Annotated in this window: 12 protein-coding genes; 4 read left to right on the top strand and 8 right to left on the bottom strand. The window is 43.2% G+C overall.

What is annotated here, in order from left to right; translation table 11 throughout:
- Positions 1-147: 147 nt before the first annotated feature.
- The 3 genes from FLM53_RS17925 to FLM53_RS17935 all read right to left on the bottom strand — a co-directional run bounded on the left by FLM53_RS17925 (position 148) and on the right by FLM53_RS17935 (position 3,481).
- The gene (locus tag FLM53_RS17925) at positions 148-627 is read right to left on the bottom strand and encodes a type II secretion system protein (protein ID WP_017632631.1); all 480 of its coding nucleotides are present in this window, start codon (positions 625-627) and stop codon (positions 148-150) included.
- A gap of 260 nt (positions 628-887) precedes the next feature.
- A complete protein-coding gene (locus FLM53_RS17930; protein ID WP_176679999.1) occupies positions 888-2,882 on the bottom strand; it encodes a bifunctional diguanylate cyclase/phosphodiesterase in 1,995 nt (664 codons plus the stop codon).
- A 41-nt stretch (positions 2,883-2,923) separates the two neighbouring features.
- Positions 2,924-3,481, bottom strand: a complete 558-nt coding sequence (locus tag FLM53_RS17935; RefSeq protein WP_176679998.1) for a hypothetical protein — start codon at positions 3,479-3,481, stop codon at positions 2,924-2,926.
- Between the two features lie 534 nt (positions 3,482-4,015).
- On the opposite strand from FLM53_RS17935, the gene FLM53_RS17940 reads away from it, so the two are divergent.
- Together FLM53_RS17940 and FLM53_RS17945 are read left to right on the top strand one after the other, a co-directional pair.
- Positions 4,016-4,705 (top strand): response regulator transcription factor, encoded by a 690-nt coding sequence (locus FLM53_RS17940; RefSeq protein ID WP_176679997.1) that lies wholly within the window; start codon positions 4,016-4,018, stop codon positions 4,703-4,705.
- On the top strand, positions 4,698-6,047 hold the full coding sequence (locus FLM53_RS17945) for a HAMP domain-containing sensor histidine kinase (protein ID WP_176679996.1): 1,350 nt from the start codon (positions 4,698-4,700) through the stop codon (positions 6,045-6,047). The genes FLM53_RS17940 and FLM53_RS17945 overlap by 8 nt, the downstream gene beginning before the upstream one ends.
- A 131-nt stretch (positions 6,048-6,178) precedes the next feature.
- Here the strand turns inward: FLM53_RS17945 and FLM53_RS17950 are convergent, their stop codons facing one another.
- On the bottom strand, positions 6,179-6,715 hold the full coding sequence (locus FLM53_RS17950; RefSeq protein WP_176679995.1) for a GNAT family N-acetyltransferase: 537 nt from the start codon (positions 6,713-6,715) through the stop codon (positions 6,179-6,181).
- Between the two features lie 226 nt (positions 6,716-6,941).
- Here FLM53_RS17950 and FLM53_RS17955 point away from each other — a divergent pair, with 226 nt between their 5' ends.
- Positions 6,942-8,207, top strand: a complete 1,266-nt coding sequence (locus FLM53_RS17955) for an HD-GYP domain-containing protein (protein WP_176679994.1) — start codon at positions 6,942-6,944, stop codon at positions 8,205-8,207.
- A gap of 162 nt (positions 8,208-8,369) precedes the next feature.
- Here the strand turns inward: FLM53_RS17955 and FLM53_RS17960 are convergent, their stop codons facing one another.
- The 4 genes from FLM53_RS17960 to FLM53_RS17975 all read right to left on the bottom strand — a co-directional run bounded on the left by FLM53_RS17960 (position 8,370) and on the right by FLM53_RS17975 (position 11,113).
- Positions 8,370-8,819 (bottom strand): PTS sugar transporter subunit IIA, encoded by a 450-nt coding sequence (locus tag FLM53_RS17960; protein ID WP_017070990.1) that lies wholly within the window; start codon positions 8,817-8,819, stop codon positions 8,370-8,372.
- Positions 8,816-10,072, bottom strand: coding sequence for a PTS ascorbate transporter subunit IIC (locus FLM53_RS17965; RefSeq protein WP_017630886.1), 1,257 nt, complete (start codon positions 10,070-10,072; stop codon positions 8,816-8,818). The genes FLM53_RS17960 and FLM53_RS17965 overlap by 4 nt, the downstream gene beginning before the upstream one ends.
- A 10-nt stretch (positions 10,073-10,082) precedes the next feature.
- Positions 10,083-10,352 carry a PTS sugar transporter subunit IIB gene (locus tag FLM53_RS17970; RefSeq protein WP_017064872.1) on the bottom strand — a complete coding sequence of 90 codons (270 nt, stop codon included), beginning with the start codon at positions 10,350-10,352 and terminating at the stop codon, positions 10,083-10,085.
- 284 nt (positions 10,353-10,636) lie between these two features.
- Entirely contained in the window at positions 10,637-11,113 is a 477-nt protein-coding gene (locus FLM53_RS17975; RefSeq protein WP_176680088.1) for a hypothetical protein, read from the bottom strand.
- A 613-nt stretch (positions 11,114-11,726) separates the two neighbouring features.
- Here FLM53_RS17975 and FLM53_RS17980 point away from each other — a divergent pair.
- Positions 11,727-12,935 carry a NupC/NupG family nucleoside CNT transporter gene (locus FLM53_RS17980; protein ID WP_176679993.1) on the top strand — a complete coding sequence of 403 codons (1,209 nt, stop codon included), beginning with the start codon at positions 11,727-11,729 and terminating at the stop codon, positions 12,933-12,935.
- Positions 12,936-13,155 lie beyond the last annotated feature (220 nt).

Consider the following 13,155-nt stretch of genomic DNA (forward strand, 5'->3'; position numbering starts at 1 on the left):
AAGTCTACGCAATAATGAGGCTCAAATATGAGTCGCGGCACAGTCAAGAATGAGCTGAAAAAGAACTGACATTAAGGGAATAAAACTCACCTAAATATGGAGATCAAGGTAAGGTTTTATGGTTAGGTAATGAGCGGTAGATGTCGTTTAACATGCACCGTCAAGAACGACGATTTGCGGTTCTTTTTCCGGTTGATAGAGTACCTGGCAAAAATCGCCGACAGGTGAATAGGTGTAACTCTCCGTATCAAAAGAGATAGCAGCGACTCTTTCTGCATTGCTGCCTTCCTCGACTTCTTTGTTGTTTACGTAGAGTTCAGCTTGGTCAATATTCAGCAGGCGCCTTAAGGAATCGACATAAGCGATTGGGTAACCATGACAGACGTAGTAGGTTTCGATCTCGGTCTTTTCAACGTAGTCACATTCTCCCTCCACACCAGCAATCGCAGACTTCGCATAGATCATGTCGATACCCGTGCGAAGGTTGCCAGCCACATCGTGTATTTTGCTCGCGCGAGCACTGCCCTGAATATCTAAGAATTTGACCATGGCCGTGGCAGAAACCACCGCTAAGATCAGTACAGCGACGATAAGTTCTAAGAGAGTGAAGCCGTTTTGTCTGCTCATATTTACCAATGAATGAATCTGATTAAGTGACGGTTTGAGGGTAATCTAAATGCTAAAACCATTACAGGGAGTAGGTGTAAGTACAAGCTGATGGTTTAATTCGAAATCATGTTTAAATCATTAATTAACAAAGAGTTATGTGTATATCTTTGTTGTTTTGCGTAATGTAAGCCTACGTAAGCGTTCACATTGTTGCTGTTACCTTGTTTATTAATCATTCAAAGTTCTAACTTGTTGATAAAAATAACTTTATTAACCGACTATCGAACGAATAAAAATTGGCTTTCGACTTCGTTTGACGGGATTGGCTTGCTAAACAAATACCCTTGAAGGTATCGATATCCACAGGCGATTAAGAAGTCTTTTTGTGTTTCGGTCTCGACGCCTTCAGCCACCACTTTGAGCCCCAACTTGTCGCAAATTGCGTGGGTCGCTTGGACAATCGCTTTGCTTCCTTTGTGTGAGCCGTGAACAAAGCTTTTATCGAGCTTTACGGTACTAATTGGTAAGTCGTGCAGCATAGAGAGGGAAGAGTAACCAGTACCGAAATCATCAAGGTGGAGTTCAACGCCTAATTTAGATATGTCGCTTAATGCTTGTCTTACTTCACCGTGTTTGAAAATCATCGAAGACTCAGTGATTTCAAGTGCAATGTTTTGCGGTTGGATATTGTAGAAGTTAAGCATCGCAGACAGCTGCTCAGCAAAGGTTGCGTGCATTTGAATGCTCGAGATGTTGATGCTCATCATCAGCTCGCTATCAAATTCTCGATGCCATATTGATAGCTGTTTAAGTGCTGAATTGAGCACCCATTTTCCGAGTGGCACTATCTGCCCAGTTTCTTCCGCCAAGGTGATGAATTCATCAGGGCCAATGTTACCGAGTTCTTTGTCTGACCATCGAAGTAGCGCTTCAAAGCCCTTAACTTTGTCACTGTTGGTATTCATGATCGGCTGATAATGCAGATCGAGATCTTCGTTCTCTAGAGCTTGCGTCAATCGATGGCGGATTTCTACTTTTCGGTGAAGCGTTTGTGCTAAGTCAGGCGTGAAGGTTTGGAATCGGTTTCGACCATTGGCTTTAGCAATGTGCATCGCCATTCCCGCTTGTTTGAGCAATGATTCTTGATCCACGGCGTTATCGGGGAAATGCGCAGTACCAATACTGCAACCGACAGAGAGCGTGCCAATGCCGCTTATATGAAAGCTTCGGTTCAAGGCATCAATAATTCGGGAGCAAAGCAGTGGGATGTTTTGATTTCGGCAGGTGTGGGCGATCACAATGAACTCATCACCACCGAATCGCCCAATCATGCAGGTCTCGTCAACGAGCTGCTTCAGACGTTCACCCACTTGTTTAAGTAGTTGGTCACCGACACTGTGGCCGTAGGTGTCATTAACCAGTTTGAAGCCATCAAGGTCAACGAACATCAACTCAAAGGGAGAGCGATAGGCAATACTGGTTTCTAAGAGGTTAGTGATTCCACGGCGATTGTATAGTTCGGTTAAACAGTCGTGCTCTGCATTGTATCTGGCCTTGATCAGCTTCTCTTTCTGTTTGGTGGTACAAGTCAGGTTTAACAGCAGTTCACTCTTATCAAATAGCCATTTTCCCTGCACATCAAAGTGGTGGGCTTTATCTCCAATATGGCAACTGACTTCTTCTAAAATCTCTCGTCCTTTACGCGCCGAGAACAACCAGTGGGCTGCAATTTCTTCACTTGAAACAAAGTCGGAGAGGGTGGAAAACGGTGCACCATAGTTCTGGAAAAACGCTGAGTTAGCACTTACTACCGCTCCCGATCTATCAAATAGAAGGGAGAGGTTCGAACCGTCTGAACAAGCGAGGTCGTGCTTTAGGCTACCTTCTTCCGCGACGACTTGTACCAACATGCCGGTTCGTTCGTCTGGCAGTGGGATCCCAGAGAACAAACACAATGCTCGTTTAGCTATGTATTTAGGCGTGAAGTTCCACCAAGTTTTGATGCTTTGATTTCGGAGAAACTGCCTTTGGTACTCTTCAAGTGTTGCTTCTATCGCCTTGGACATCTCGACACTAAAATCACGTGACGTCAGCTCAAACAGAGATTCAGACTCCCAGAGAGGTAGAGCACTGCTGTTTGCCCAAGTTATTCTCTTATTATCAATGTCATATATCCAAATAGGACACTGGAGATACTCGAAGGGCTGATAACTTGTCATCATATTGAACTCGGCACACGGATATTTGGGTCGAACGAAGCCTACTGAATTCATGTTGTTAGTAGGCTGTTTGTCTTTATCTTTAATTTCAACTTTTACAGGTTCAGTGAGCGGATAATTTTCGTCACTTTACCTTGCGGCGTGGTCTCGATGACATAGCCTTTCTTATCATCAAATATCTCACCATCAATCAACTGCCATCCATTTGGTTGCTTTGTGATCTCTTTAGGGAAGTCCTTATCGAACATCGAATAATTTGGATAGACCGTTTCGATGGCTTCGAACAACAATTGAGCCTCATCTTGGTTAGTGACCACGAAGTTTTCTTTAAGACACATGGCTAACTCTGGCAATGGTTGGGTTGTGTAAGGTTCTGTCACCGTGCCCAATACACCGTTGTGTGAGTAAAAGAGGTATGAGCCACTGCTACTCTCACTGCCGTCTGGCGACTTGATTGAAGGCGTGGCGCTGTAGAATTCACAGTTAAAAACCATCTTCTGAATAATGCTGTTTTGTGGCGTCACCTGAATGTCTATCCAAGCTCTGACTTGTTCTTGAATCTTGTTCACTGTGTCATGTTTATTGGTGTCAGCAATAAGCGGTGTTGAAACTAAAGCAGTGGTTGTAAGTAACAGTGAAAGCGATTTATTCATCTTAAAGAGGGCCCTGTGTCCAAGTGGTGGTTGTCTAATAACGAGTTAATTCATTGGCCGGGTGAATGTTACTTTAGGAACTTACCGCTTAACAGGATCTGTGGTGTGCTCAATAATGGAAAATACTGGCTCACTAAATAAGTAATCGATTTCTTTTGATTTAATACTCGAGCTATTGGTTTATTAGACTGCTTGGTTGTTGCTTTATAGTGTTATTCACTGATATGAGCTGAGTGTGCGGATGGTTGATTTGATCGGAATTTGTAAATGCCTTAAATGTAAGTGCGCGTAAGAAAATAAAGCAAATGTAAGCGAGCGATAAGCGGACAAAACACGTCAATCTTTCCCTCAGCTTGCTACAGCCTTTGTAAAGAAAGGCTCAGTGGTTGCTGAATTCCGTATTTTGTAAACGTGCATGTACAAAAGTGATTACTATGTTTTGCGTACGGTAAAGTTAAGGCTCTAATAACAACATTGATGATATATGACCAGTATATATACTGCCCTCGCTTTTAATAAATACTGGTGATAGGAATGTCAAAAACCAAAGTGCTCATTGTTGAAGATGACCAAGAGATAGCTCGTTTAACTACGCTTTACCTCGAAGCTGAAGGCTACAGTGTTAGCGTTGTTCATGAAGGGAATTTGGCACTTGAAGCGATCCGAAGTATTGAACCTGATTTAGTGCTGTTGGACTTGATGCTTCCAGGCATGAGCGGCGCACAGATCTGCCGGCAGGCTCGTGAGTTTTACAATGGCATGATCTTAGTGCTCACAGCTTCTGCCGATGAAATGAGTGAGGTCAGCTTATTTAAGTTTGGTGCGGATGATTATGTTGCCAAACCGATTCGTGGCCACGCCTTATTAGCTCGAATTGAAGCGTTATTACGTCGAGCTGCACCTGCTGCAAAAGAGCAAGAAGCCACGACAGAAAAGCAGTGCGATATTGTCATCAACAGTGCGGCTCAAAGTGCCACCTTGTATGGGCAGAACCTCAAGCTTACCTCGGCTGAGTTTGAAATCTTAAACCTTCTTGTGAACAACATCTGTCAGGTTGTGACGCGAGATCAGTGCTGTCAGCTATTCAGAGGGATCGATTACGCGTTTAACGATCGCTCAATTGATATGCGTGTTTCTGGTTTACGCCGCAAGCTGCGTATTCACGCAAAAGATAAACAGCTGATCCGCACGGTTCGCAACAAGGGGTACATGCTGGTTGCGTAAGTTTATTACTGCGAAACTGCGCTCGGTTTCGATGTTTGCTCGTTTGTACCTGGGAATTGTGACGGGAATGTCGGCAACGATATTCTTGTTTTTGAATCTTGGTGAAGGGCACATGCGAAGAACCGAGATTGAAACCTTCCTCAACGACGGTATCTACTTTGCTGAGCAGTACACTCGCCAACACAACCAAGAAAACTCACTTTATAAAGAACTCGATAGAACAGGCTACCAACAATTTTATATCTTCAATTTACGCCTGTTGGAGAATTGGTCGGGCGAAGCGCCTTGCCAACGATGTGAGTTATACACCACCTTGAATGGAGTGCCGATTTATCTGAGTGACAACAATCTTTATTCGGCAGTTTTTCAGTTGCCTAATTCTCGATTTAGCTTTGCATTCAGTGAGGTAGGGGATTTCTTCTCTCCCGAGATTGAATGGTATGAGGATTCAGAAAGACACTTCCTAATAGGGTTGTTATTGGCTGTCATTGTGGCGATTGGAGCAAGTGTTTACTTACCTGTGAGACGTTTTCAAGAAAGAATAGAGCTGTTAGTCGAGAAGCAAAAACAGTTCGGCAAGGGCAAGCTCAGTACCCGTTCTGAGTTGGACGAGATTCACCCTGTATCTGATTTGGCGAGCAGTTTTAACTTCATGGCTGAAGAGATCGAGAGTAAGGTGAAACAGAGTCATATCTTCGCTCAAGCTATCCCTCATGAAGTGCGTACGCCGTTGAGTCGTATTCAGTTGGCGACTGATATTTTAAGAAGGGGAGCACCAGAACACCATCAAGCGCTTTTTGACGATATTGACACTTACATTGAGGATATCAACGACCTCACTTCCGAAATTATCATGCTGTCAAAACTGAATGTTATGGATAACTCCTTCTTTGAACTGGTAAAAGTGAGAGCTAGCCTGCTTGAGTACTGTCTAGATAGGATTCGCTATTCGCAGTTGGATAACGTGACCTTCGATTCTAAAGTTCAGCAAGAAAGCACGATAAAATGTGACTGTTCAATGGCGCGTTTGGTGTTTGATAACATTCTTAAGAACGCAGGTAACTACACCCAAGACAAAGTGTGGATGACACTGGATGAGAACTCAGAAAACTGGCTGGTGGTGATTGAAGACAATGGTTCTGGGATCCCAGAAGAGCGACGTGATGAAGTGTTTCTTCCGTTTTCTCGTTTAGATTCAAGTCGAACATCGGCAACGGGTGGATTGGGGTTAGGTCTTGCGATTGCTTTGTCAGCCGCTAAAAAGCTCTCTTGGGACATTAAAATTGACGACAGTAACCATGGTGGAGCAAAGTTCAGTATCGTAATTCCTAAGACCGTATAACTGAACGCTTTGAGAGTTGTCTACGCTCTAGGTTCCAGATCCTAGGTTTTAGATTCTCAGTTCTAAGTTCGTAAAATAACAAAGCCACGGTCGAATACCGTGGCTTTTTCATATTCCGATTCACAAGCTAGTTACTTCTTAGAGCGGTGAAGCCCGTAAATAGCATGGTCAACGATGCGACCATTTAAGTTCTCATTACGCGTGATGATGCCTTCTAAGGTGAAATGTAAGCGCTCACAAACCTTGCGACTGCTTTGGTTGCCCGTTGCGGCTGATATCTCGACCTTTTCCATATCTAACTCATTGAAAGCAATATCAATCAGCTTCGCGACCACGCGGGTAACAATCCCCTTTCCTTGATACGTTTCAGATAGCCAATAGCCTATCGTGACTTTTTGCTTATTGTGGTCAATGGTGTTGAAGCTACAGTTACCGACGATATTATCTTTATACACAATCGCACAGGTCATGCTTTGGCCTTCTGCGTAATCGTGCAGCGAGCGTTGGATGAAGATCCTAAAATCCTGCTCGGTTTTGCAATGCGGTGGCCACACAAGCCATTGGCTTAGGTATTCATTCTGGCTTTGTGAGATCTCTGCGTAATGAGCAGCGAAACTCTCTTCAACCAATGCAATGGATAGTTCGTTATCAATAACTGTTTTAAACATGTCTTTCCTTTTCTTATGGCTGCTGATTTTAGTGAATCTTAGTCGGCAGGATATAATGTCGCATGATTTTTAATATGCAACCATTTGTAGCACGGAATTTTCGTGATACGTTAGATCTATCACGAAACTCATTAAACCTTACAATAGTTGTGTATATAATCATTAAGTATGCATTAGTATTGGCGGCCTAAATATATAAAAACTATAAAAAATCTAGGCTTAATTAATGAATCAACATTGCCAGGACGTGACCGTAGACCTAAGGAAGGCTCTATTTGGTATTGCTAAGGCGCTTGATAACGTCGGTTTCGAAAGCAAAAATCATGGACAGAGGGTGGGTTACATCGCGTATCGATGTGCTCTTAGTGTGGGATGGGAAGAAGAAAAAGCGCAACTTGCGTTCTCATTGGGGTTAATTCACGACTGCGGTGTCTCGCAAATTGATGAGCAGCGTAGTTTGGTTTCAGGGTTCATTCCTGACTCAAGTTACCACCATTGTCAAAAGGGCTATCAAATTCTAAAAGAGTGCCCGGTTCTTTCTATATTCGCTAAGCCAGTGCTTTATCATCACACCCCTTGGGTTGAGTTAAAGGCTATTCATATTAGCGAGTTAGAAAAAGAGTTAGCAGCCATCGTGATGTTGGCCGATAGGGTTGACTACTTGTATGGCATCACTTCTTCAGATCGTTATGGAAACCTCACACCCGATGGCAAAGCGAGCATCATTGAACGCTTGACTGAACAAGCAGATGAGATGTTCGAATCCAACCTTGTGCAACACATGTGTGAATTGGTCGATTTGGATGATTTCTGGTTCTCGATGGAGATCCCTTACATTGAAAATATGAGGGATAACTTTGAACCTGTGCCATTCTTCTCCCAGCAAATGTCGTTGGATGAGACGGTCGCCTTCGCTGAATTTATTGCCAATGTTGTTGATACCAAGAGTTCGTTCACCTTTAAGCACTCGTTGAAGGTCGGGCAGCTCTCTGAATACCTTGCCAAGCAGATGGGTTATTCGTACACCACTCAGCGTAAACTCTATTTAGCGGGCTTGGTTCATGATATCGGTAAACTGCAAACCCCTAACGATATTCTGCATAAGCCGGATTTACTTACTGAAGAAGAGTATTGTTGTATTAAACGCCATGCAACGGACACTCGATTCGCTCTGCAGGAGCTATTCAGTTCTCCTCAGGTTTGCCAGTGGGCATCTAATCACCATGAAAGATTAGACGGTTCCGGCTATCCAATGGGTAAAACGGCAGAAGAGTTGGATCAACCGAGTCGAATCGTTGCGGTGGTCGATGTATTCCAAGCGTTGACTCAGTCTCGCCCCTATCGTGCAGGTATGACGTTAGAGCAGACGATGGCTATTCTGACTGACCACGTTGATAACTTTAAGCTGGATAGAGAAGTGTTTGAGTGTCTTAAAAAACATGCGCAATACTGCTTTGAGTTATCGACAGATAAAAGAATGTACGCGTTTTAGTACCAGTGAGTCTTTTAGATGTGATTCCCTAAATCACGCTCGATAACAAATGACTCATCATCAGAAACAGAAAAGCGATAGCCGAGGCTATCGCTTTTTTAATGGGGGCTTTCAGGAGATAAACATCAGTAAGAACTGAAGGTTAAGACCTAAAAATAGAAGCTAGTAGCGCTTTAAGATCTCGATGATCGCTTGCTCAGTTTCCGCTGCGATAATGGCATCAATGTCATCATCATTTTGGAACAACTCTGATAGCGCCATAATCGTATGGATGTGGCTATCTGAGTCCATCGCCGCCAGAGTAATTGAAAGATAAACGTCACCGTTGTCTTCTGACTCTAAGTCAACACCCTTCTTGAATACAGTCACCTGCAGTGATGCTTCGTTCACACCATCTTCAGGACGAGCATGAGGCATAGCAATCTTTGGTGCTAGAACATAGTACGCGCCGATGTCCTTGTGCTTCTGCTTGATAGCTTCAACATAGCTTGCTTCAATTTTGTTGCTCGCTAGTAGTGTTGAACATGTCACATCAATCGCAGCATCAACCGTTAGGTTCTCTTCAGAGTTGATGATAACGCCTTGGTTACCAATTAAATCGAATAGGCTCATGAAACAATCCACCCTAGAATCAGACCAACTACACCGAAGTCGAAGTCAGCAAATGTTGTTGCTTCAAGACCAAGGCCACCTAGAACTGGAAGTAGTAGCATTGGTAGGAAAGAGATACATAGGCCTTGCGTGAATGAACCTAGAACCGCACCACGTAGACCGCCAGTTGCGTTACCGTAAACGCCCGCTGCACCACCTACGAAGAAGTGAGGAACAACGCCTGCTACAATGATTGTCCAGCCAAGAGCACCTTGAACTGCCATTGCTAGTAGACCAGCAGCGAAAGAACAAAGGAAACCGATAAGTACCGCATTTGGCGCTACAGGGAATACCATTGGGCAGTCTAGAGCAGGTTTCGCGCCCGGTACTAGCTTGTCAGAGATCCCTTTAAATGCAGGAACGATTTCAGCAATCAGCATTTTCACACCTTGCAGTACGATGTAAACACCGCCGGCAAACACAAGAGACTGCATGAAGGTGAACACTACCCAGTTTTGACCATTTGAAACGGTTTCAACAAAGTCACCGCCAGCAACAATAGAAGCAAACATGAAGAAGATTGCCATTGTTGTTGCTACTGCTACAGGTGTATCACGTAGGAACATTAGGCTCTTTGGTACGTTGATGTCTTCTGTTGATTTAGACGTGTCACCGAACTTGCTACCAATGTAACCAGATACTAAGTATGAGAATGTTGAGAAGTGACCCATCGCCAGTTGATCGGTACCCATCACTTTCTCTGTGTATTTTTGAGCAAGTGCAGGCATGATAACCATCAATGAACCCACAATGATCGAGCCAATCGCAACTAGAGCCGTGCCTTGAATGTTCGCTGTAGACAGGATTACTGCTACCAGCATAGACATGAACATTGTGTGGTGACCCGTTAAGAAAATATATTTTAAAGGTGTTAAACGAGCCAATAAAATATTCACAACGAATGCGAAGAACATAATAAGTGCCATTTCATAGCCGAATGCTTCTTGTGCTAGTGCCACAATTGCTTCGTTATTTGGAATAACACCACTTACGCCGAATGCTTCAGTAAATACAACTGAGAAGTTATTTAGCGCGCCAACAAGAGCGCCTGCACCAAAACCTAAAATTAGGAAACCCATCACGGTTTTAATGGTGCCTTTAAGAATGGTAGAAATATCGGCTTTCTGAGCAACTAGGCCAATGAAAGCAATTAAACCTACCATGATCGCTGGCTCTTTTAATAAGCCGAGCATGAACTCGAAAAAGTTTTGCATAATTTTGACCTTACATGAAAGTTTTTAGTTGTTCTTCGATTGATGCTTTGTCAAAAATATTTTTAAGGCTGATGATGTTCTCTTTACCAGCGTCTTTTAGTTGGTTTGCAACATCTGTTGCTGCTACCCAAATGTCGGCATTGCTTGATGCAGCAGATGATAGATCTTCGTGATCAACTTCTGCTTCAAAACCAATTTTCTTCGCGACTTCTTTCACTGCCATTTCCATCATTAGAGAAGTACCTAGGCCGTTACCGCAAACTACAAGAATCTTTTTCATAATATTTGTCTCAATTGGATTTTAGGGGTTGAGAAACTTCGTTCTCTTATTGTGTGAGAGCATAGTAATGGAAATATTCAGATTTCAATAAGATCTCCATCACAAAGCTAAAATGAGATTGTGACGGAGATCTCGTTAATTTGCAGTAAAGATCCAGAGTGAGACTTTGATCAAATTTAACTTTTCACTCGAATATGCAACGTATTTTATTGAGAAAGGAAGGCTTAATTAATTTTGACGCTAGGGTATAAATATTTAGAGGCTTTATTGCAGATAATGAGTAATTAGTCGTATCGACCGTAGTCAGTAAGCATTTTCTTAAGCATGCTATTAACGTCTTTGGTCTTTTTATTTCTTTTCGTTAACTGACTAAGCGAGGTCGGTTTTGGCGCGGCAATATTTTCACTGTCGACGTCTTCAGTTTTATCTTTCATTTTTTGTACTGCAGGCAATAGCATTCTAATTTCTTCATTATTAGCATTGGTCAGTACAACAATATTTTCAGATTCAACTTGAGTAATGGTTAATATTCCGTGTTTAACAGATTCAACCTTTTCACCAATCATAATTGACTCAGGTGCAACAGAACGATCGGTTAGCTGACCTGTACGTAATTTCGCCGCACTGATAGCGCGGATATTTCCGGTGTTTTCAAACGCGACAATAACAGTGTAGGTATTATAATATTCAACTACTGTCACATAGCCGTGTCTATTTGTTTTGAATCTAGCTCCATTGTTCATGTCGTGCGGAGCTTCCATTTTCTTCACGTGTTTCCTCTCTTAGTCTCAATGGCCGTTATATCTAATCAGCTCTATTAGTATTTTGTAGATATTATTTGGTGAGATACCTACAAAGTATATACGCATCTAAAGTTAAGATGAATCTAGAAGTCGTGGGAAATGAGGTAGAGCACAGAAAACTGCTAATAATCACACAGAATTAACCGAGAGGTTACGCTCATGCGCTTAAGGACTTAACATTCGAAATTCAACCTTATACAGATTGTTTACAGTTTTTGAAGCACGAAAACGACGACAAACAATACGTTTTGTTTAATCCTTGACCGCGCGATCGTTTGCGTTAAAAAATGTGATGAAAGTCTCACTTAACTGTTTATACTTCTCTTCCGGTTTTAAGCCGGTGCTTAGCCAATACAAGCCGTCACATGGATATGTGAATGACCCCACGGACCGGACCAGCTACGTTCCACTGCTTGTATAAGGTGATTTTTACATGAACAACTCGTTGTTACAGTCGCTAACTCTGTTAGCTCCTTCATCGCGTAGCGTTTTGCTTGCGGTTCTTTGTCCTGTTCCTTTGATGTCATTTGCTTGGCTCATGTTCACTCTATAAGGATTACTAGGACACATTATGAATATTCTATTTGGTTTTGTCGGTGTTATTGCACTGATTGCTTGCGCGTACCTGCTATCTGAAAGCCGTTCTTCGATTAACTGGAAAACGGTCTCTCGTGCTCTATTACTTCAGATTGGCTTTGCTGCTCTAGTATTGTATTTCCCATGGGGACAGTTGGCGTTAACAAGCCTAAGTAATGGTGTTTCTAGCCTGCTTGGTTTTGCAGACGCTGGTATTGCTTTCCTTTTCGGTGACCTTGCTACTGAAGGCTTCATTTTCGCGGTTCGCGTACTTCCAATTATCATCTTCTTCAGTGCTTTGATCTCTGCGCTTTATTACTTAGGTATCATGCAGAAAGTGATTCAAATCTTGGGCGGAGCGGTGCAAAAACTGCTGGGTACAAGTAAAGCTGAATCTCTTGTTGCGACAGGTAATATCTTCCTTTCTCAGGGTGAGTCTCCTCTTCTTATTCGTCCTTTTTTAAAGTCTATGACTCGTTCTGAACTGTTTGCTGTAATGGCGGGCGGTATGGCGTCGGTAGCCGGTAGTGTGCTTGGTGGTTATGCTGGTTTAGGTGTTGAACTTAAATACCTGATTGCCGCAAGCTTCATGGCTGCTCCAGGTAGCCTGTTAATGGCGAAGATCATCGTTCCTGAGCGCAGCACACCAAGTGACTACGACCATATCGAACTAGATAAAGCTGACCAAAGCAACGTGATCGATGCATTGGCAAGCGGCGCGATGAACGGTATGAAAGTCGCAGTGGCTGTCGGTACTATGTTGATTGCATTCGTGAGTGTGATTGCGATGGTGAACACGGGCCTAGAAAGCCTCGGTGAGACGTTCGGTTTTGCGGGTATTACGCTGCAAGCTATCTTCGGTTACCTGTTCTCACCACTAGCGTGGCTGATTGGTATCCCAAGTGATGAAGTATTGATGGCGGGTTCTTACATCGGTCAGAAGATCGTAATGAACGAGTTTGTTGCTTTCATCGACTTCGTTGAGAACAAAGCGCTGCTATCTGAACACAGCCAAGTGATTGTGACGTTTGCTCTATGTGGCTTCGCTAACATCGGCTCTATCGCAATTCAACTGGGTTCTATCGGTGTGATGGCGCCAGAGCGTCGTGCTGAAGTTGCTAACCTAGGTTTGAAAGCGGTCGCTGCTGGTACGCTAGCAAACCTAATGAGTGCATGTTTAGCGGGTAGCTTCATCCTGCTTTAAGCTAGATCTAGAAAGAACAGCTAGATTCACTAAAAGCGGGCACCTTACTTACGGAGTTTACGTAAGTAGGGTGTCCGCTTTTTTGTGCCTGCTCGTTAAGTTCATTCGGACTTAGTGATCACTCTCATCGCTTCTATTGCGTTTCACGCTCACTCGGAAGAGTAATAGAGCAAGCCTGTTTTATCCGATATACTTGAATATCATTAGGTTGCGATTAATA

Source organism: Vibrio sp. Scap24 (genome assembly GCF_013394185.1).
Taxonomy (GTDB): Bacteria; Pseudomonadota; Gammaproteobacteria; order Enterobacterales; family Vibrionaceae; genus Vibrio; species Vibrio pomeroyi.

Excerpts from the sequence above, each read along its gene's own strand:
- FLM53_RS17965 (WP_017630886.1), bottom strand. The coding sequence starts at position 10,072 with ATGCAAAACTTTTTCGAGTTCATGCTCGGCTTATTAAAAGAGCCAGCG.
- FLM53_RS17960 (WP_017070990.1), bottom strand. The coding sequence starts at position 8,819 with ATGAGCCTATTCGATTTAATTGGTAACCAAGGCGTTATCATCAACTCT.
- FLM53_RS17975 (WP_176680088.1), bottom strand. The coding sequence starts at position 11,113 with ATGGAAGCTCCGCACGACATGAACAATGGAGCTAGATTCAAAACAAAT.
- FLM53_RS17925 (WP_017632631.1), bottom strand. The coding sequence starts at position 627 with ATGAGCAGACAAAACGGCTTCACTCTCTTAGAACTTATCGTCGCTGTA.
- FLM53_RS17980 (WP_176679993.1), top strand. The coding sequence starts at position 11,727 with ATGAATATTCTATTTGGTTTTGTCGGTGTTATTGCACTGATTGCTTGC.
- FLM53_RS17955 (WP_176679994.1), top strand. The coding sequence starts at position 6,942 with ATGAATCAACATTGCCAGGACGTGACCGTAGACCTAAGGAAGGCTCTA.
- FLM53_RS17935 (WP_176679998.1), bottom strand. The coding sequence starts at position 3,481 with ATGAATAAATCGCTTTCACTGTTACTTACAACCACTGCTTTAGTTTCA.
- FLM53_RS17930 (WP_176679999.1), bottom strand. The coding sequence starts at position 2,882 with ATGAATTCAGTAGGCTTCGTTCGACCCAAATATCCGTGTGCCGAGTTC.
- FLM53_RS17940 (WP_176679997.1), top strand. The coding sequence starts at position 4,016 with ATGTCAAAAACCAAAGTGCTCATTGTTGAAGATGACCAAGAGATAGCT.
- FLM53_RS17970 (WP_017064872.1), bottom strand. The coding sequence starts at position 10,352 with ATGAAAAAGATTCTTGTAGTTTGCGGTAACGGCCTAGGTACTTCTCTA.
- FLM53_RS17950 (WP_176679995.1), bottom strand. The coding sequence starts at position 6,715 with ATGTTTAAAACAGTTATTGATAACGAACTATCCATTGCATTGGTTGAA.